The sequence below is a fragment of the Nostoc sp. C117 genome (genome assembly GCF_043099735.1).
Taxonomy (GTDB): Bacteria; Cyanobacteriota; Cyanobacteriia; order Cyanobacteriales; family Nostocaceae; genus Nostoc.
In genome coordinates this window covers 148137-168413 of the sequence record NZ_CP170992.1, presented here as the reverse complement: position 1 = coordinate 168413, position 20277 = coordinate 148137, and the positions used below count along the sequence as shown (strand labels likewise).

Annotated in this window: 16 protein-coding genes and 1 pseudogene; 5 read left to right on the top strand and 12 right to left on the bottom strand. The window is 38.4% G+C overall.

Annotated features, from left to right (window positions below; all coding sequences use genetic code 11):
• The first annotated feature begins 5 nt into the window (after positions 1–5).
• Positions 6–4631 carry an NACHT domain-containing protein gene (locus ACFG4S_RS34540; protein WP_392536205.1) on the top strand — a complete coding sequence of 1542 codons (4626 nt, stop codon included), beginning with the start codon at positions 6–8 and terminating at the stop codon, positions 4629–4631.
• A 434-nt stretch (positions 4632–5065) separates the two neighbouring features.
• Here ACFG4S_RS34540 and ACFG4S_RS34535 read toward each other — a convergent pair whose 3' ends face one another.
• From ACFG4S_RS34535 to ACFG4S_RS34520, 4 genes are all read right to left on the bottom strand, one after another.
• On the bottom strand, positions 5066–6520 hold the full coding sequence (locus tag ACFG4S_RS34535; protein WP_392536204.1) for an SAVED domain-containing protein: 1455 nt from the start codon (positions 6518–6520) through the stop codon (positions 5066–5068).
• Positions 6517–7011 carry a hypothetical protein gene (locus ACFG4S_RS34530; RefSeq protein WP_190876663.1) on the bottom strand — a complete coding sequence of 165 codons (495 nt, stop codon included), beginning with the start codon at positions 7009–7011 and terminating at the stop codon, positions 6517–6519. The genes ACFG4S_RS34535 and ACFG4S_RS34530 overlap by 4 nt, the downstream gene beginning before the upstream one ends.
• On the bottom strand, positions 6992–8080 hold the full coding sequence (locus ACFG4S_RS34525; protein WP_392536203.1) for a nucleotidyltransferase: 1089 nt from the start codon (positions 8078–8080) through the stop codon (positions 6992–6994). The genes ACFG4S_RS34530 and ACFG4S_RS34525 overlap by 20 nt, the downstream gene beginning before the upstream one ends.
• Before the next feature lie 460 nt (positions 8081–8540).
• Positions 8541–8900 carry a DUF6527 family protein gene (locus ACFG4S_RS34520; protein ID WP_392536202.1) on the bottom strand — a complete coding sequence of 120 codons (360 nt, stop codon included), beginning with the start codon at positions 8898–8900 and terminating at the stop codon, positions 8541–8543.
• 579 nt (positions 8901–9479) lie between these two features.
• Here ACFG4S_RS34520 and ACFG4S_RS34515 point away from each other — a divergent pair.
• Together ACFG4S_RS34515 and ACFG4S_RS34510 are read left to right on the top strand one after the other, a co-directional pair.
• On the top strand, positions 9480–11369 hold the full coding sequence (locus ACFG4S_RS34515; RefSeq protein WP_392529995.1) for an ISL3 family transposase: 1890 nt from the start codon (positions 9480–9482) through the stop codon (positions 11367–11369).
• Between the two features lie 32 nt (positions 11370–11401).
• A complete protein-coding gene (locus tag ACFG4S_RS34510) occupies positions 11402–11752 on the top strand; it encodes a four helix bundle protein (RefSeq protein WP_094343524.1) in 351 nt (116 codons plus the stop codon).
• A 450-nt stretch (positions 11753–12202) separates the two neighbouring features.
• On the opposite strand, the gene ACFG4S_RS34505 is transcribed toward ACFG4S_RS34510, so the two are convergent.
• The 3 genes and pseudogenes from ACFG4S_RS34505 to ACFG4S_RS34495 all read right to left on the bottom strand — a co-directional run bounded on the left by ACFG4S_RS34505 (position 12203) and on the right by ACFG4S_RS34495 (position 13464).
• Positions 12203–12514: a ThiF family adenylyltransferase gene (locus ACFG4S_RS34505; protein WP_392536201.1), complete on the bottom strand. Its 312-nt coding sequence runs from the start codon at positions 12512–12514 to the stop codon at positions 12203–12205.
• Positions 12499–12651, bottom strand: a pseudogene (locus ACFG4S_RS34500) (E2/UBC family protein). The gene ACFG4S_RS34505 and the pseudogene ACFG4S_RS34500 overlap by 16 nt, the downstream one beginning before the upstream one ends.
• A 75-nt stretch (positions 12652–12726) precedes the next feature.
• Complete coding sequence (locus ACFG4S_RS34495) at positions 12727–13464, bottom strand: hypothetical protein (RefSeq protein WP_392536200.1); 738 nt, start codon at positions 13462–13464, stop codon at positions 12727–12729.
• A 160-nt stretch (positions 13465–13624) separates the two neighbouring features.
• Between ACFG4S_RS34495 and ACFG4S_RS34490 the strand changes: the two genes are divergently transcribed.
• A complete protein-coding gene (locus tag ACFG4S_RS34490; protein WP_392536199.1) occupies positions 13625–14857 on the top strand; it encodes a tetratricopeptide repeat protein in 1233 nt (410 codons plus the stop codon).
• On the opposite strand, the gene ACFG4S_RS34485 is transcribed toward ACFG4S_RS34490, so the two are convergent.
• The 5 genes from ACFG4S_RS34485 to ACFG4S_RS34465 all read right to left on the bottom strand — a co-directional run bounded on the left by ACFG4S_RS34485 (position 14823) and on the right by ACFG4S_RS34465 (position 19013).
• Positions 14823–16070, bottom strand: coding sequence for an ISL3 family transposase (locus tag ACFG4S_RS34485; protein WP_392531164.1), 1248 nt, complete (start codon positions 16068–16070; stop codon positions 14823–14825). The two genes, ACFG4S_RS34490 and ACFG4S_RS34485, sit on opposite strands and share 35 nt — an antisense overlap.
• Positions 16071–16580: 510 nt before the next feature.
• On the bottom strand, positions 16581–16886 hold the full coding sequence (locus tag ACFG4S_RS34480) for a DUF3155 domain-containing protein (protein WP_392536198.1): 306 nt from the start codon (positions 16884–16886) through the stop codon (positions 16581–16583).
• Positions 16855–17145, bottom strand: a complete 291-nt coding sequence (locus ACFG4S_RS34475; protein WP_103125782.1) for a GIY-YIG nuclease family protein — start codon at positions 17143–17145, stop codon at positions 16855–16857. Before ACFG4S_RS34475 ends, ACFG4S_RS34480 begins: the two co-directional genes overlap by 32 nt.
• Positions 17146–17240: 95 nt before the next feature.
• Positions 17241–18350 (bottom strand): hypothetical protein, encoded by a 1110-nt coding sequence (locus ACFG4S_RS34470; RefSeq protein WP_392536197.1) that lies wholly within the window; start codon positions 18348–18350, stop codon positions 17241–17243.
• 72 nt (positions 18351–18422) lie between these two features.
• Positions 18423–19013, bottom strand: a complete 591-nt coding sequence (locus tag ACFG4S_RS34465) for a hypothetical protein (RefSeq protein WP_392536196.1) — start codon at positions 19011–19013, stop codon at positions 18423–18425.
• Positions 19014–19318: 305 nt separating this feature from the next.
• On the opposite strand from ACFG4S_RS34465, the gene ACFG4S_RS34460 reads away from it, so the two are divergent.
• Positions 19319–20260 carry a hypothetical protein gene (locus ACFG4S_RS34460; RefSeq protein WP_392536195.1) on the top strand — a complete coding sequence of 314 codons (942 nt, stop codon included), beginning with the start codon at positions 19319–19321 and terminating at the stop codon, positions 20258–20260.
• Positions 20261–20277 lie beyond the last annotated feature (17 nt).

The window sequence follows — 20277 nt, the reverse complement described above, 5'->3', positions numbered from 1 at the left end:
TTGGTATGACTGACAGAAATTACAAATGGGAACGGTTTTGGTACAAAGCAGGAAGTGCAAGTCGTGTTAGTACTGGATTTCTAGAAGTATACAGGCTACCATCACAGAAAATTATTACTCATCCAGATGCAGTCCTTTTTCAGGAAATATCTAAAATTCCCTGTTTAGTTATGTTAGGAGAGTCTGGAATGGGTAAAACTCACACACTAGATAGTGAATTAAATTCTATTCCTCAAGAAGACAAAGTACTTTTTGTAAACCTTGGAGCTTGTGGGAGTGAACTAACTCTTTACAACGATTTATTTAATTCAGCAGATTTTCTTGCCTGGACGCAAAGTACATATTGCTTGCACTTATTTCTTGATGGTTTAGATGAGTGTCAATCCAGAATTCCGAATATTTGTGAGCGACTAATCATTGAATTTAATAAGCATAAAGATGAACTAAATCGTCTATTTCTGCGTATTGCCTGCCGCACTGGATCTTGGGGCAAGGAGTTGGAACAAAACCTGAAAAAGATTTGGAATAATGATGCTTTTGGACTTTATGAGTTAGCTCAACTAACGGCAGATGATGTTAAATTAGCTGCTACTGACAATAGTATAAACCCTGATGAATTTCTAGCAGAAATTCATCACAAACAGCTTGTTCCTTTGGCAGCCAGACCAGTTACTCTCAAATTACTGCTTGCAGAGTATCAAGATGGTAACAAGCAACTTCCCTCTAATCAAGCAGATCTTTACTTAAAAGGCTGCCAAAGGCTTTGTAGAGAGCGAACGGAACTTCGCCAACAACTTATTAAACTTGATGAGCATCAATGTCTGGCTGTAGCAGCACGTATAGCCGCTATCTCAATTTTTACGGGTCGCCCTGTTATTTGGAAAGGAATAGATTTAGATGCTATCCCTGATAGGGATGCGACCATAACTGTTGAAGAATTAATTGGTGGCAATGAGTATTTTGAGAGAAACGGCTTCAAAAACGAAATTTCGGTAGATAAAGATGCTGTAATAGAAACTTTATCTAAAGGGTTTTTCACACGCTACTCTAATGATTCTGCTGATAAGCTCGTTTGGACACATCAAAGTTATGCTGAATTTTTAGCAGCTTGGTATATTAAGCAACAGGGTTTGGCTTTACCTCAGGTGAAAAGTCTCTTATTTCATCCTGACGGCAGACTTGTTCCTCAGTTACATGGAACAGCTGCTTGGGTTGTATACCTAATACCTGAAATGTTTCAGGAAATTATAAATTCAGACCCTGAAGTTATACTGAAGGGAAATATTAATACTGAAAGTAATGAAGATAGATCTAAATTAGTTACTGCTATTCTACAACTTTGTGAAGAGAATAAAATAGTATCTCATGATTTACCAATTTTAACTTATGGAGATAAATTTTATCATCCAAATTTATCTCAACAACTCAAAGCTTGTATTGAAGGAATAAATCAAGGAAATGAACTCAGAAAGTTAGCCATTTATATTGCTAGAGTTTGTGAATTAAAAGAATTACAATCTATAATTTTATCAATTGCTCTTGATTTTTCTCAATCTATGGAAGTTCGTCAAGAAGCAGCAAAAACTATTTGTAGTATTGCCGATGAAGAAATAAAAGCCCAGCTTAAACCTTTAATAAACGAAAACCCAGAAGATGAACTGGATACATTGAGAGGTTATGCTTTAAAAGCTACCTGGCCTAAATACTTGTCGGCAACAGAATTATTCAGTGTAATTACATTTCCACAAAAGCCTAATTCATTCGGAGCCTACGAAAATTTTTTGACTGAGGATTTAGTTAAAGATATTCAACCGAATGATTTACTAGTAGCATTAGAATGGGTTAAAGAACAACAAATTTGGTTTAACCAACAACTTAGGTTGATTGACGAAAATGGAACTGGAAAAGGTTTAGATTCCTCATTTCGCAAACTTATAATTTCTTTAATAAGTAAGGGGTTTGAATTTATTGATTATCCAGGGGTTATAGAGTCTCTTGCCGAGACAATCTTAACTGCAATGTTTGAATATCAAAGAATTGGCGGAAGTTCTCTTGAAAAATTATTTGAATTGGGATTATGGAATGATGATAACAAACGCTATAAGCTTTTAGTAGCCATATCGGATCTGATCGTTAATAAAAGCATTCCATTTTTGCAAATATATTTTTTAATTTTGGCAGTGAAAGCAGGTTCGTATAGCTTTCTAAAATATACATTTTCTAAACTTGAAGGCTTACTTCTAAATTTTAAAAAAATTATTGATAATCCAAATTTATATACTAAATTTTATAGCTTAAAAATTGTTAGGAGCGAAGATTTTTCATGGTTAATCAATTCTTGGAAAACAGCTATTACTATAGAGCATAAAAAAGTATGGATTAACTTCTTATTGAAAATTTTTAATTTACAAAATCGAGAACATATAGAACAAATATTATATATTATAAATGAGAATATTGCAGAATTAAAAGAAGCTTTTTCACCCTATATAGATCCAATTGAGTTGGATTCAGAGCAAGCAAATTATGCCAGAAATTATTATTACAATAATTTAGAGTTAGATAATCAATATATAGAGAGTAAACATGCCCAAGAAGCTGAAATTTCATTACAAGAGATAAATCAAACTCTCAATCAATTGTTAGATAAATCTCTAGAAGAAAATTTAGATGCTTGGTGGCAATTAAACTATTGGATATCTTACGATTTAGACAATAAATATTTATTAGAGTATGAGGTTGATTTAGAAAAATTACCAATCTGGCAGAATCTAGATTTTATAATTTATCCAAAGATTATAGAAGCAGCAAAACATTATGTTTGCAATCAAATTCCAAATGTAGAAACATGGGTAGGAAAAGCATATAGACCAGCATCGGCAGGATATCGGGCTTTTTACATCCTTCTAAAACAAGAAAAAAATTTTATTTTCAATCTTCCTAAAGAAATTTGGAATAATTGGACACCTATTATTATTGATTACGGTAGTCGCTTATTTGAACAGAATGAAGTGAAATATGAATTAGTTAAAATTGCGTATGATAATAATCCAGAAACAACAATTCAAACTGTTCTTAAACTTATAGATATATATGACGAGGAAGAACCACCATATATATTAGCATTAGTAGAATATTTGAGAGATTGCTGGGATAATTGCTTAATTCATAGAATTTTGAGCAAACTAGAGCAACCAAGATTGAAACTGGAAACATGGAGAAATTTACTAGAGATTTTAATTAAACAGAATAGTCAAGAAGTCAGAAATATTTTACATAAATTCATTGAGAGTTTAACCATTTCTGAACAAGAAGTACTCAATACTACTCAAAGTATATTAGACTGGCTTTCAACAGTCATAAATAATCATCTTTATGTTAGATGGTGGTTTTTACCTTTACTGCAACAACAACTATTGCTACTCTTAATTTACTTTAAGAGTTGGCAAGAGCCAATAATTGCAGCTTCAACACTTCTAAGCTTTGCAGAAGATGCTGGATGGTCTTTCCTATGGCCATTATTTCAACAAAATTCTAGTTTTGGTCGAGCGGTTGTTGAGGATGCTATACGGTATGATAATGTCTTTGTTAATATTGGCTCTAGACTATCTGAAGGTGAGTTAGCAGATTTTTTTATTTGGCTTGCTCATCAATATCCTTACGCTGAAGATCCTAAACACTATGGTATATACACTCGTGGCATCAGAGACTATATTGCTGAGTTAAAAAGTGCTGTCTTGAAACATATTCGAGAACGCGGAACTCCACAAGCCGTGGTAGAAGTGCAACGCATTAAAAGCGAGTTTCCAGAGCTACTTTGGTTGAATTCAGTTCTTTTATATACTCAAGCTAAAACTCGTAGTCAAACTTGGCCTCGCCCTCTTCCTCAAGATATTCTTGGACTAGCAAGGAATCGTCAAGTACGTCTCATTCGTAGCGGAGATGAGCTGCTTAATCTAGTTTATGAATCTTTAGAGCGATTAGAGAATAAACTTCAGGATAATGAAAGTTTACCTGTAATGGATTTGTGGAATAAGGTGAAAATTAGTGTACTGAAGAAGTTGGTTCTCACAATTATAAAGCCACTATACAAAATAGTTCCTAATTTGGAATCTACCATCAAAACTCAACAAAATGAAATTTTCAAAGAAAATTTATTTACACCTAAAGATGAAGATGACTTATCTTCTTATGTAAAAAGGCACTTAGATAACGAACTTAAACCATTAGGCATGATTGTTAGTCGTGAAGTCGAAATTAATCGAACAGATTATGTAGATTTGCGTATCGACTGTACTTCAAAATATGGTAATTATCAGACTGTTGAATCTTTTAGTGTGATTATAGAAGTTAAGGGAACATGGAATGAAGAACTTAATACTTCAATGAAAGAACAGCTTTTTGATCGCTATCTTAGCGATATCAGTTGTCAACATGGAGTTTACCTTATTGGTTGGTTTTATTGTGATAAATGGAGTAAGCAAGATTATCGTAAATCAGACGCTCAGAGATATACAAAAAATTTTACAACTCTTGAAGCTGCGAAAAACTATTTTGAAATTGAAGCTATAAAGATATCACAGCCTAACAAAAAGGTTAAGTCTTTCGTACTGAATGTTTCTCTCCCCTAGTTGACTAACGAAAGTAATAAGGTAGGGAAAATATTTAACTTAAAACTTGAGCTATTCGATTTTTACAATTTGCTAGAACTTGGTAACCTTGTTTTGTCACTCATAGCACTGAACAGCTAGAAAGACCAGACAATAAAACAAATAAAGTGGCAGCAGGACATAACTTAAGATAGGAGTGTATTTAAAAGAGTTGATGCGATCGCGTGCAGCCCATACACAACAGAAAAATAACACACTAGCTTGATTGGGGCGGCCACTTTATCCTCTAAGTAAGATTTGCGGTCAATTAATGATTCACAAATGAGGATATTTTCTCGTGAAAGTCACAGGGCTGTCTGGAAGTAACGCAACGCACAAATCCTTAATACCTAGTTTATTTTTACCGCAAGGTTGTATTGCTGCATTTAAACTATTGCTAGTTTGCTGAAACAAATTTAGCTGGAAATTGCTGAGAAGAGTTGGAATGTTTTAGAGTATTGACCATTAGATACCCATGCGTAGCAAGTAATTGGTGCTGTAGCATCTAAGCGATGTCCCAGAAACAGAGCAAGATGAGCAGGTCCAGCAAAAAATAAATGAATTTCTTTACTACCTAGGGACACTAAGGTATTGACAATTAATTTTTTAATGCTTCCAACAGCATTGTTGGCATGTTGTGGGGAAGTAATAGGCTGCTCTCCTCTAATGTGAAGCAGTGGCTCACCTGTGAGTCCATATTTCTCCAGATTGACTTCCACTTCAGGAATAATATCTCGAATAATGCCTATGCTAACAACCAAGCGGGTTCCTGTTTTATCTATAATCTGATGAGCTAAAGGATAAACGGGGGTTTCTTGAGTGGGATGAGCATCTGTTGCCCATACCTCTCCACGGTATTCCATTTCGATGGCGTAGCCCCTAACAACTGAGAAGACAGATCCTATTGCAAAACATGCTGCCAGACGACGATTGCCAGCAAGCCTGATTCGCTGAGTATTTCTATACTTTTCAATCCAGCTTCGAGTATCCTGTAGTTCAATTAGTAAGTGATTCCACTGTTGGGATGGGGCAATTGCACGAGTTTCACCACCAGAAAAAGATGCCCAATCGAAATACAATCCATGATGCTCTGGGTTATTTTCAGAGGCAATGGCTGTGTAAATCAAGATGGGACGAAGGGCAGGAAGTTGATTGGGAGGAATTTTTTCTCGCAGTTTTGTCTCTAAATCTTTGCGGGTAATAATTTGATTCTTGCGCTGTCGTATAAATGTGCCTAAGTGATTATAAATATTATCAAAAGTTTTAAAAGATAAGTCTTCATATTCACTCAAGTTCTCAGCCAAAGACTGCTTAAAAAGAGCTTCGCCATGAGATTTTGCAGTGTTCCAATCTGCCTCCACTATCACCCTTTCAAAAATGAAAAAGGCATCTTGTTCCGTGCCGCCAATTTTCTTGACTAGGCGGGTATACTCTTTGAAAGAATTTTCTTTGACTGTAGAGTTTTCTTCGTAAAAATCTTGAGGATTACGAACGCGGCGTAACCCATTTACCAAAGGCTCTAAGTCTCTGGAAACTCCTGCTGCTACAAGTATAAACTGCTGATAGGTGTTTGGACTACCAGCATCTACTTCTCGGAACCGTTGAATTTCATTTAAAAACTTGGATGGTTGGAGTGTATGGTCTTTAACTTCAAGAAACTCTATCGCAAACCCACGACCAGGAACAAAAAACTTTGCCTCTACATCTCCAATCCCTTCTCGGATCATAGCTGTGAAGCCATCTTGTGCTAGCCAAGCAGGGATGCGAGCAAGCATGACTTGCTCCTGAAAGGAAAAGCCACCTTCAGCAATATCACCACCACGAGACTGTGGTTCTAGAAGTGAGGGAGTCAAATGTTCGCTCTCTGTCATGCAGTTTGCTGCTCAATCGGTTTTTCTACAATAGAGTACCCTTCAACGGGATTGGAACTCCAACTTTGGAGTTTTGAATCTGAGGCGTGTGAAGATGGGCCAAGCCATTTTCCTGTATCTAGCCACAATTCATAGTAATATAACCATAATGCAGTCCACGGAATGATAGTCTTTGCAAGCAGCATATCTTTCTGCCACGGTTTTTCTTTGGGGTAGTAGAGGCATAAAGTTCCGTCTTTCCAAACATGGGGAGGTCGTGGTGCTAAAGTCGGAGATATGACATTAACGGTTGGGTAAGAACTGAGTTTGTAGCGGATTGCTACTCGGTATTTTGGCGATAACTGACGGGGTTGAAGTGTTCCTCGCCATACGGCTACCCCGCGCTCTCGCCTGTAAACAAACCCAGGGAATCTGTGCAGTATGTGCAGGTTTTGTAGCCCCAGGTTGATAGTAGGTCGCAGTTGAGAATATTCAGCCTTGGTCAATCCCATGAAACTTAGTTGCAATGGTTGAAGTGTATAAACCAGAAGCAGGTTGGCTGGGTAGAATCAAACCAGTAGAGCTGACGTAAGATTTACCAGGTAAACCCGCTTTAGCTAATTTGGATGCAGCAGTTTCCACCTCTGATGGAAAATATTCTTCTCCAAAAATTTTTTGCCAATATTTAATCGCCTTCTCCCGATCGTTAGTCTCTAAAGCTTTAGCTGCCCAATTCCGTCCCTCATTAATCCGTCTCATAAAAGTTTCAAAGTGGGTGCGGCTCCAGTTCCAAGAGATGTTATGACCAAGAATCGGGTCGGGGAGGTTTGGGGTTGCAACATTGCTGGTATGTAGCAGGTGATCGTATTGGCGGTAAATAGCATTCAAAAGCTCGTAAAATAGGACTGCCAATGGCTGTGTCATATCTAAAGTGTTCTGTTGGATGTGATAAACCAGCAGAGCACCAAGCCAGTAACTCTTGGGTTTGCGGCTTTTCATTTGGCAGTCACGAAAGTGCTTCAGAAGCTTGCCAAGTGGTTTAACTTTGCGATCGTGTTTATTTTGTAGTTCATTCAGTAAGTTAATATACCCAATGGGGTGCGATGCAATCCACTTATTGAATCCTCGATCTGGTACATAAAGCACACCCTCGAATCCATCTGGCGCAATGCAAGGAACAAAGTCTAGATGGAAGTCTTTGCCTTTGAAGTAGACATGGACAGAACGACGTGCCCGCTCTACCTCTATTTCTGCTTCTGCATATCCGTCAAAGCCCAAAGCTTTTGGCAAACCATCAAGCAACTTTTTCATGTCTTGAATTAATCGTTTAGCTTCTGGCTTATTTGCCTTTGGATCTCCAGAGACGCGTATTAAGGTATCTACGTCTTTAACATCCCCTGATGTCATGTCCTGAGCGTAAGAGCCTGCAAGTCGAGAGTGAGGATAGACAGTAGGAAAATCTTTACTTTTGGCGATGTATTCACGCACTACAGGTGGCAAATCGCGTGCTGCATCAAGGCGTTCTTGAGGAGGTTGAATGTTCTTGAGCAGTTCTTCAAAGTGTGTAATCAGAGGAAACATCTATATTTTTTACCTTTACTGAATTGGGCTATTCATAGCGCAGTGCTATGGTAATTTCTTTTCATATGTCACCATCATCAATATCTGAATTAAAATCTATCTTCCAGAAAAAACTTACTGGTATTACCTATAGTTCGTAACCAAATTCATCTGAATTTAGCCGATATTGACTTACAATAGATTATTGTGTAGCACTTTATTACATTGTATTTTAATCATATTTGATTAAAAAGAACAATTGTACTTGTAGTAAAAACCGAACTAAAGTTAGTAGTAATTTTACGGTTTCTCGTTTAGTCTGGTGATTAACTCAAAGCTAGAGGAGCGATCGCTTTCCTCATAATTTATCTGCACTTCGTCACAGAGTTGTTACTCAGCAAATATTTCATACAATTGGTATATCTCTACACTTCAAACGTAAGTAGGGAGTGGACTTTACTACTACACAAAACTGTATAGTTCATTCCTGCCCCGAATCAGCACACCATTCAACAATTCCCTGACGTACCCAAAAGTGGCAGTGGCATTCGTTAAGCTGCCTAACAGAAGGATTAAGTGTTGGTCGCCCCAGCGAATCAATGGCGATCGCCCAGCAAGGATGTTGCTTTTGATTTAAGGACAGCAAAATACTTTCCCCACATCCTCCAGGGCAACGAAAACAAGCCCATTTCTGATATTCAGCATCACCAACGACTAAAATCTCCCCTGGTTTTATATTCTCAGGTGCAGGATGTGTTGAAACTATCCGTGCTGATAAGTCTGGCTGACGAATAAAACGCAGCCAGATTAATAGCTGTCTAACTACACTGCGAAGAAACATCCCTTACTCCACCAGATTGAGAAAAGGCATAACATCCCCTCTGCCCCACCACTGGACACCGACTGTCCCGCAAACTGGGCAATTGGGATTAGGGATTGCTGCTGGTTTACGGTCAGTCGTCAGATGGAATTTACGAACCCTGTGAGCTGCTGCACCATCCTCACCACGGAAACCCTGAAGGCGGTGAATGTGATTTTACCCCCTGCGTGACCAAAATTTGAACCATAACGTGACCAAAAGTTAACGTAATTTCAAGCTTTTGAGCCAATCAATAACTTAGCTTTATGAATCAAATTATGTCCGCGTGTTTTAAATGTGAACCATAATACGACCAAAAGTTTTATTTTTAGACTTGGTAAAAAATGCCGAGTAAGACACACTAATTTAGTCGAAAATTTTAAACTTCCGGTCAAAATATAATTCAAAATGTCCACAATATGGGTTCTTGGCAACTTTTGGTGATCTCGCTTGGGGGAAGGCAGAGGGCAGAGGGCAGAAGGCAGAAGGGGGGAAAAAAAGAAGGAGGAAGGGATAGAATTGAATTACTAACTTCAAACTTTACTCCGTCAAACTTTTGGTATGGAATTGCTATACCACCTGTTACCTGATACAACAAACCTTCAACTGAAGAGATGGCAATTTGACAAAGTACAAGGGACGATTACGTTGATTGTCTCTGCGATGCAAACTGTCATTAATTGCCCAGTTTGTAACCACCCAACTCACCGAATTCATAGCCGCTACGAACGTAAGTTAACAGACCTGCCCTGGGCTGATTACAGTATTACCCTACAGTTACGGGTGCGAAAGTTTTTTTGCATTAACACTTTATGTAAACGGCGTATTTTTACCGAAAGGCTGACAAGTGTAACCGCACCTTGGGCGCGAAGGACTCAGCGTTTAGCGCAACGACTGAGCGCAATTGGTTTATCTGTGGGTGGTGCAGCAGGGGTAAGACTCTCACAGCAATGGGGGATAAAAGTTTCTCGCAACACACTGTTAAATTTAGTCCGCTCAATCCCACTGCCATCAATCGTAACGCCACATACTCTTGGGGTAGACGACTTTTGTTTTCGCAAATGCAAAACTTACGGCACAGCATTGATTGACCTGGAACGTAGCCGACCAATCGCTCTACTCAAAGACGCAAAAGCTGAAACCTTAGCAGAATGGTTAAAAGCTCACCCTGGTGTCAAAGTCGTCTCACGAGATCGGTCAAAAACTTATGAAAGTGGTATTCGTCAAGGCGCGCCAGAAGCCATTCAAGTTGCAGACCGTTTTCACTTATTGCAGAACTTATCTCAAACGCTCTATCAAGTCTTTGGTATTCACGCCAAAGTACTTAAAGAAGTGGAGAAACAAGTATTTAGTACTAATACTAAAGTGCATTTAGAGGTGGAAACAGCACTTGAAGAAGGCATTGGGGAATTGGATGGGGATACATACCCCACCCAATTGCAGACCACTGAAATTCAAAACTTGGCTGGGGGTCTTAAACCCTTTTTGGCAGAGAATACAGACGGATTGGCTGCACAGGAAAACCCTCAAACCAACCTTCTGCCGTCTGCCGTCTGCTCTCTGCCTTTCCCCGATAACCTTTCCATGATTGCTGAGACTAATAAAAGTTCAGTTGTGCCAAGGTTTCCCCAAAACACATCTTTAAAAAGAAAAGTTCAATCCGCCAAAGCACGGGATAGACGGAGGGAAATCCATGAGCAAGTTTGGAGACTGCGGTCTGTTGGCTTCTCAGGGCTAGCAATCGCTCAAGAGCTGGGAGTTTCTAAAACTACCGTATTCAATTACTTGCGTAGCTCAACTTTTACCGAACGTCGTGAACGTAGCGACCACGGTCTGAGTCTTCTCAACCCTTATCATGATTACCTCCTCAGTCGCTGGAATAGCGGGAACCACAACACCCAAGAACTGTTTGAAGAAATTCGCACCTGCGGCTATATCGGTGGTTATGCCACGGTCGCTCGCTTCACTCGTTATCTCAAGACCTTGCCCGGATTTGGGCCAGCAAAGTGTTCAAAGAAAAATGCGTCCCCTAGGGTTAGTTCTTCCTCCCATCGTCCTCTCACCCCCAGTCGCGTCACAGCTTTAGTCTTGCGACGACCAGAATTAATACAGCCTAATGAGCGTGAAATCATCGCTCAACTACAAACAGCCCATTCTGATTTGAAGTCAGCTATTGAACTAGCTCAACAGTTTGCATTCCTTGTGCGTCAACGCCTACCTGAGCAGCTCGATGCTTGGTTCAACAAAGCTAAAAACAGCTCTGTTTCTTTGTTGCGCTCCTTCGCTGTTAGTTTAGAGTCTGACTACAATGCTGTGAAAGCAGGTGTAACTATGTCAGTTAGTAATGGCCCAGTTGAAGGCCATATTAATCGCTTGAAAATGTTAAAGCGACAGATGTATGGTCGCGCCAAAATAGATTTACTTGAACGACGATTTTTGTTGGCTATTTGAGGAGAAAATTTTGACAATTTACACTTGATTATATGAGTTATAGAAATCAGTTTATCTGGCAAAGGGCGGTTCAACTTGCTATCAATTGTTATAAATTTACCCGCCTATTTCCTCAATCAGAATTGTATGGTTTAACCAGCCAAATCCGACGTTCTTCTGTATCTGTAGCATCCAATATAGCTGAAGGCTATGGAAGGCGCTCAAAGCCAGAATACATACAGTTTTTACATATTGCATTAGGCTCTTTGAGAGAACTTGATACCCAATTAATCATAGCTAAAGAAGTAGATTTAGCTGACAAAAACCTTTTCACTCCCCTATTGAATGAGGTCGAGGAAATGCAAAGTATATTAGTTGCTAGCTTAAACAAACTCAAAGCTTGAATTTATTACTTCTACCCTTCCGACTTCTGCCCTCTGCCCTCTGCCTTCTGCCTTGCCCCAACCAAGATCACCAAAAGTTGCCAAGAACCACAATATGGTTCAAAAATATGTTTCGCCAAAAATTGAGTGATAAAGCGATCGCCTGAAATTTGAATTTTTATTTCTCTCTCATCACGGTACGGTACAAATGAACTATTTGACCATGTCCCTTGCTGTAATTAAGTTTTGAGTTTTTTGAACTCCATTTATAGCTTTGAACTATATGTTGTCCTAGTACAGAGTGAAGTATTTCGTGACCGTTTGGCTAAATTATCGTTCAAATCACAGTGAACAAGTTCCTGTATTGCCATAATTGCAACCTCTGTTGTAAATAAAACAACGGCAGGGCTGGGGTTTCCTTCTCCAATAACGTAGGCTTCTGCCTTGCGGCGTTCGTACTCATCAGGATTACTACGTTTTAACGCTAAGTGCAATGTTGCGAAAACCCATCTTTGGTAGCAACATGGCGATCGCACTTCCTGTACCACCGCAACCAACAACCCCAACACGCAACATCGATAAGTCTTGATTGAGGGCCTCCCCAAAAGCTAAAGCCTGCCGCTGGAATGCTGGAGGAGAAACCCCCAGCCCTCGGTTTGGATAATGCAAACGGATTTTCTGCCCAACAACACGAATCATCCGTAAGGAAATAACTTCCTGCGAACTAACCCAGATGCGACCAATCAAATTTCCATCTGGTGTTAAAATCACTGTCTCGACCATCGCTGCCATTTCTGACCATTAAATTGGTGTGCTTGGTCAGCAGCCTTTGGGTATTTTGCACCTTGTATCAGCTTTACTCACGGCAGCAGGTAAAACATATCGGGGGGTGCATCTGGGTATCCGCTCGGCAAGAGAATTAAGATATCTGCCTGTTCAGTATCAAAACGGCCAGGTAGTAACTGAAATTCTCGTAAATGCCCAGTGTTAAATTATCATCCAGCCTTTCGTTCTGCCCAATTTGGGGCTTTTTCAAACCACTCTAAGAAAACTTTAATATCACTAGGATTGTGGGTAAATAATCCTAGTTCCTCATATAAATCATCTTCACTGCGGGGTTTAGAGCAAAGGACATTACAGCTTCCTATAGCTGCAAATGATTCACATACGACAAGTTTTGCATGGGTACCTATTAATTTAAGCCTGAATTTATCAGGATATTGTTGCCTAAGCTTTTGCAATTGACCCATTGCACTATATTGCCAGGGATTGGGTCTACTAAAACTCCAACAACCATTTCCTGGGATAATTAGGCTTCCTATATCTCTTTGAAAACCCCAACCTAAACTTATATTTACTCCCCGATTGAAGCAGGATATGTATGCTTCCAACATTTCAACATCAAAACCATAATTGGTTGTCCAAGGATTGACAAAAATAACCCATTTACTAGCTTCTTTGAGAGCCTTTAACGCTGCTTTGCGATGACCAGAGTGACCTTTTATCACTGATGATTTGCAAGTATTAGAGTCCAAGATATGTTGATAAGTTGTGGCAAAGCTTAGATCAACATTGATACATAATTTAGTAAGAGTTTTTGTTATTTCCTTTGTTAACTCATGTAGTTCGTCTAACTTGGTTGTAATAGGAATAATCTCCAGAGGATATTGATTGTACATGGACTCTAAATCTGGCGATCTTAAGTATTGAATATTGGCAAATTTAGATAGCATTATGTTTTATTTCCATCATCAAAAAATTTGATTAATAGCCTACTTAATTCTAAGGATAGAATCACTTAACATCTGTGAGTGGCTTGTGATTACAATCGTGAGTAGTCAAATTTAAGAGATTTTGCTACAGTCAGGACAATGAGTATAAAAGAGTTAAGTTATGTCTTTTAATCAGCTTGAAGATAAGAATTTTCCGGAAGTTAGCAATGATTGGAATTTCGAGGCACTGTATATGAAGTTAGCCTCTGTAAATAATGGTAAGCCTTTGACAATAACAGCAAAAAAATTTTTAAGAGGTATTTTGCTAGCAAAAACTCCTGATGAAATAGCAAAAGAGTGTGGTTATCCAAATAGCGATACTGTGAGGCAATACCTATCTGGACAGATTTATCCTCTTATTAGATCAATGCTTAATCTTTCAGAGAAGGAGAAAATTATATATAGTAAGGTTCCTGTTCTTCTAAGGGAATATCGATTTCATGCTAAAGATTGTTTATCTGAGGAAGAAAAAAATAATGAAAGCTATACTAATCAACCAAGTTCTGCAAATTGGCAAACATTGAAAGATATTGAAAAACATTTAGAGGTTTTTGAGTACCATTGCAACCTTGGTCAATATCTCGATGCTTTTTATTTGATTTTAGATATTGATGATTATGATAATTCTATAGTTAGTTTTCTAAATCTACATGGACATACTAAGATTTTAGTAACAGTGTATGAGAAATTAACACAATTTTGGCAGCCTCAGCAGTTAGAAAAATGGGAATTTAGCATTGCTATAGCCTCTTTAGGTAATGCTTATCGTAGTATAGGAGAGTACGGCAAAGCAATTGAGTGCCATCAGAAATCTTTAAGTATTGCGGAAGAGATTGGTGACTATAACACTCAAGTAGGAGCATTAGTGAATTTAGGACTGCTTTATTATTTGGATAAATCCTCTTTGGAAGAAGCACTTAAATTCTGCCGTAGCGGTTTGTATATGGCAAGGCAGCTTGAAAACAGGTATTTTGAATCAGATGCCCTAAATTATTTAGGTCTTATATTGCAATTTCAAGGAGAGTTATATAAAGCGATTGACTATCACTATCATTCCTTAGAAATAAAACGACAGCTCAATGATATTTCAGGTGTTATTGCTGCTCTAATTAATATTGCTGATAATCATCGTATACTTGGTGCTGAGAAACAAGATTATGGTGAATATCGTCACGCTTTTAAATTTTTATTACAAGCAATTAATTCTGCACAAACCATAGAAGCTTTTGAGTTAGAAGCAAGAGCTTGGTTAATTCTAGGAATGACTAAGGAACAACTAGGGCAAAAATTAGAGGTTCTTCAGTACATAATATGCTTAACTAATAGGTTAAATGCCAATTTAACAAGCATCTAACTCGGAAATTATCAAAGTTTCTAAATCCATAGCCGGAACGTTTAATTAGCTTAAGTTTGTTATTAATGCCTTCCACAACACCACTAGTTGTCCCATTATCAAAGTAAGCAATAATCTCATCAAACCAACGGATAATAGTATTGTTACTCTTGGGAAAATATTTTTTAGCTTTTGCTAACCACATCCCGAGTTTAAAAACTCCCGGATACCAGTTATCTGTCTTATTGAAAATCTTTCTAATTTTTTCTTTTAATTCATGCATTTCTTTGAGAATAGGAGATAAATTTTTCACTTCATAAAGTTTGTTTATCTGCTCTTCATTTAAGTCTGACTCATTTTTCAATAAAACGTATTTACTATTTTTTAGTCCCGACAATACTTTTTCGTACTTAGATTTTTTTGATAATGATTGCGCTTTTTTAACTAATTCTTCTAGATTCCGCTTCTCTTGTTTTCTTTGTGTATCTAGTTCTTTATTGATTTGTGTCATCACATGAAATCTATCTGCTACTACTTGAGCATTGGGCATTAATTCTGTTACTACATTTTTGTAACCTACCCACAAATCTATACTCACTTCCTCAATTCGTGCTAAAACCTCAGTTCCCCACTCTATAAGGGTTTTCTTTACTACCTCTTGTGTGCGCCCACTTAACAAAGTTATTAATTTAGATGTATCTAAATCTATTAATACTGCACAGTAATTACCCTTGCCTTTAACTAGAGCTATTTCATCAATTCCAAGCCTTTTTATAAAATCAGGTTTGTTATCAGATAATTTTTCTGAGGCATCTTTTAACATTCTTTCTATTTCTTCTGTTGTCACTATCCCTTTATTTGCTACACTATGGATATCATTTTCTACAACATCTTGTATTATCTTGTCTGCTAGCCGTTTTGTATAAGTTCTTTTCTTACTTACAAAATCTAGCTTTTCACTAAACGGTTTTTCACATTTTTCACATTTGAATTGTCTCCTATTTATTTCTAAAAATACTGGCTTTTCTCCAAAAGGTAAGTCTTTAACAACGTATCGATGATTTTGATGTAATCTATGGCTTTTTGTACCACAGCGAGGACAATTACTGTATGATTTTGTTGATTCAGTTTGTAAAATCATTCCTATCCCCTCATGAATCCGATGAGATATAACTTTCACATCTTTTAAATCAAGAAGCGCTGTTAGGATTTTAATATTTTGTTTCCTATTCATGACTGTAAATACACAAAAAAATATTTCTCTTGTAATTACAGCTAACAACAAATATGCTTTATAAGTCAATTAGGTCAAAGTTTTTTCTCAATAGCTGATACGATTATTTTTATTTATTAAGCTTTTTGGCTAACAATTTAGCATAACAAGTGCTGAAGAACCAAATTAGAAGCTATCAGTGCCTATGAAAAAGCTCGTAGACTTTTTGAGCATTTAGGATTGGAGATTTTTGTTAAAGACGCTGATGTAGCAATTCAACAACTTAACCAAATGTAGACTCATGTGCGAGCAGCAGAATAAGTATTTAACTTGAATGTTCCGATAATTCCGAAGGACATCCTAACCGCGCACATAAATTCTGGCAGCGTTGTGTTACCTGTGGCTGTAATGCTCAGACTGAGTAGTAGCTGTCCGGTAAACTTTAGTAGTGATACTATTCTTGGTTTTGGTTACTCAAGTTGTTAGCCTGCTAGATATAGCAGGCTGTAGTAGATTCAAGTTATAGCTGATTTAACTAGCAACAGACGCTATTTCCGGTGAGAATAGTTTGTGATTGTCAATAGCATATTTATAGCTAAACAATCCATTGTTTGATAAGAAAAATTTCTCTTCGCTACCCGATATCTTGAGTACCGAGATAACGCATGGTGGTTGAATATTGTTATTGCGAATGAATTTCCTTGCAGTTGTACAGGTTTTTTCTTGATGGTTTTGTTGATAGCAACTAAAGCTTGTAACCTTTGATAGCAAAACTTTTCCATGTAACTTACGTTTCAAATGGTATCTACCTAGTTTTTGTCGAATTCGTTTTGACATTTTGCACTCTCCTTAATAGTTGTGCATGGTTTTTATATCGTTTGAGTTGAATTTCAAGCTGACGGGCTTCTTGTTTACTTGAAGTTTTCCACACATGGACAATTTTGAATTCGATGCCGCGTTTTATGGCAGCACGAGTAAATGCTGCGCCAGATCCTTGTAGATGCTGCTGAAATCTTTTCTTGAGGTTCGCGCATGAACCTAAGTAGTAACGAGCTTGATGTTTCTCATTTCCAAGCGGACGAGATAGCTCAATCATGTAGCAGCAAGGAATTGAGGGTATCTTTCCTGACAATTCCATTTATGCTTTTTTAGATTAATTTGAAAGCTGAGGCGTTAGCTGATTGTGGTGGTTTACGTAGTTACGCAGTTGAGTATTTCTTGTTCTTGTACCCAACTAATTACATTTGATTTACTAATGCTTACAGGCTTATCTTCACCTGCAATAAATACTTGAAGCCAGCCTGTTTCTAACTCATAGTAGTCAATAATTAAACCTGTTTCTCTGGCTGTTTGTAGAGCTAATACTTCCTGGGGGAACAATCTTTTAATTTTTAACTGTTCTTCTGGGGAAAGCTGCTTCCAAGCTTCATCTTTAACAGCCAGATGCCTGTAGATAGCACTTCTAATTTGATAATAACTGGTAGCTGATTTGAGTTTTTCTGCCAGCATTAATACTTCTTCCCCAACTGACTGCTGTTCTGTAGCGTTATCGGTGCTGGTTTGTTCCTTTTGTTTTAGCCTAGAGTTAACTTCTATAGCTTTTTCGCTCTCTGTTGGGGATGTTTCTAATTGTGGAAGCATACTCGACTCAACCACTTCAGATTCAGCAGTCTCTTCCTGGGGCTGCTCTTTTTCTTGGGATTTGATTTTGGCGTGATAATCTGCGATCGCAGCGCGGAGAATTTGCTGGGGAAGTAGTCCATATCCGTCAATCAATTCCTGTGTGAGTACCCCTGTTTGGTGATCTTCTTCCCACTGAGGAGGGAACTGACAGTAGCGATCGCCTTTTGGAGTTCTTCGCCAGATTGATATCTGCTTTTGTTGTTCCTGTTTTTGGGCTTTAAGGAGGGCTTTCCTCTCTTCGATTAACTCCAGTATCAGTTTGCAGGTCAATCCCCCAATTGGATAATCCTGTAGCTGACTAATAATTGGCTTGTATTGAGGAGAACACAGCCTGAGAAGTATTGTTACTGGAATTGCGGCTAGGTGTTGAGGACAAGTTAAAAATTGTTGGAAGTTTTCGGCTATTTTGAGCGCTCGTTTTTCCTCAGAGCTTCCTTTGTCCCAACCGTATGTATCGAGCAAGGTTCGGTATTCTTTCTTGCTGTAGGTGGTTTTATATTCGTAGAGTAAGAAAGCGGCGTGCAAATATTCCAGACTGCTGGTTTCGATATGTGCGGTTGGATTTGGATCTAATTGATGTTTTTGGAGATAAGAGATTGATGTGATAGTTCCTGGCATGATAAAATTCTCTTTGCATTAATTTCGTTGGTCTTAAAAGACCACTTACCTATTTCAGTCAGCGCAAATAATTCAGGCTGCTTGTTTGTCCCAAGCTTTTGATGATTTGGAGATAGCAGCCAAAGCATAGCCCAAGGTGTGCTTGTGAATTTTGGGCATTTTGTGAAACGACATATCTTGACCCCAATCTTGGACTGACTTGGTGCCAATATGTAATACTTGCGTGAGGGTTTTGACACAAGTTGCGCGAAAATTGGCGTGAGAAACAGTTTGCAGTATTTGTTTTTCAGTTAACCCTTCAAGGAGTATTTTTTCTAGAAAGGTTTGAGCGTCCACTTCCGGTGCGTTGTATTCTCCTGTCAAGATGCTCTTTAGCTGGTTTGGTACGATTTCGGCGGCGTGAATGTAAGCAAGTGAAACTTTGCAGTAGTTGGGTATTCCGTCAAAGTTGAGATCGCTTCCCCACTTACGAACTGTTGGTCTTTGTACCCCTAAGACTGCACATAGTACAGTGATACATTTTTTGCGGTATTGCGAGTCGGTTTCTTCTTCGAGAAGTTCTGGGGGGCTGAGTTCGGCTATACCGAAGCAGTAGCGTAGAAATTGTCTGGGTTCTAATCCTTGCTTTGGTAGTATTTCTACCACTTTGTAGCTCTTTTGCATCTTTATTAACTCTTACAGGATTTTTACCGAGTTAGCTTGATTTATCTCAAGCCCTTGTTTTGTGCTTTTTAGGTAAAGTTTACCGATTCGCAAGGTTAGTGATGTATTAAATTAATATTAGTTAATATTTAGTGATGCACTATTTGAATTTAGTGCATCACTAAATTCAAAAGGTTTATTGAGGGCAAGTCATTTAGTTGTTGTAGTGATATGGGTTTTGATATAAAAGTTAATGTTTGTAACTAAAAACCCTGTTGTTTCTATAAACTGAAGAGAAACCTAGATAAACCAAGTTCAAAAAACGTGTGTCAAATCAGCGCGAACGCTTTTCTGGAGGGGATACTGACCGGGTATCCTTTACCCTTGCACCCGGTGTGCGGCAAAAGGTAGATGATGTACTGCCGATATTGGGTGGCACTTTGGCAAAAACTCTAAGGCGTTTAGTTGATTTGGGTTTGGATTTAGTTGACCTAGCTCAAAAAAGTGGTAAACCAGTTCCTCAACCAGGTAATTTGGAGCAGATGTTTTCGGGTTATACCTCTTTGGGTATAGAACTGATATTTGCGTGCGAATCCTTGGGTTTACCAGTACCTGAAGTGGGTCAGATGGGGGTTTGGTTTGTAGATCATCTCTCCCTTGGTTTGGGTGATATTGAGGGGATCAGGAAAGATAATGATTTTGGAGCATCACGTATATTTCGTTTAAGTCGAGAAATTCAGAAGTTTTTTCAGCAGCAGCTTAATGTACTATCAGAGGATGAGTATGCTGCATTTTTGAGGAATTTGCATCGGGAAGCTATTATTGGGCAAGAGTTTGTAGCTGCTTGTCAGACGCTGGGTTTGCAGTTACCAGAGACAGGAAAACTACAGGTATGGTTACAAGATTTGGTGGAGCGATCGCGCAGCCTGTCTACAGTATCGCAATTATCAAATGAGTTATTAGAAGAATGTGAGCGATTGGGGATAGATCCGCCAAAACCTGGTGAGGTTGGAGCGTGGCTACAAAATACCCGCCCTGCGGTATTTGAGGAGCCACTGCACGAACATAGGTTACCTTTTACAGATGATGGTTTGCCTTTAGGGGGGTCACAACCGTTTTTGGAGCATTTACTGACACTAAATGCACCGCCAACTGAAGATGAGGAGTATGACATTGCTCATAGGTTTGGTGTAGACCCAGCGCATCTGAAGGAACTCATATCCCGTATGAGATTTGACAGGAACGGACAGACAAATAATTGTCATTAATTTGCTGAGGGGATAAA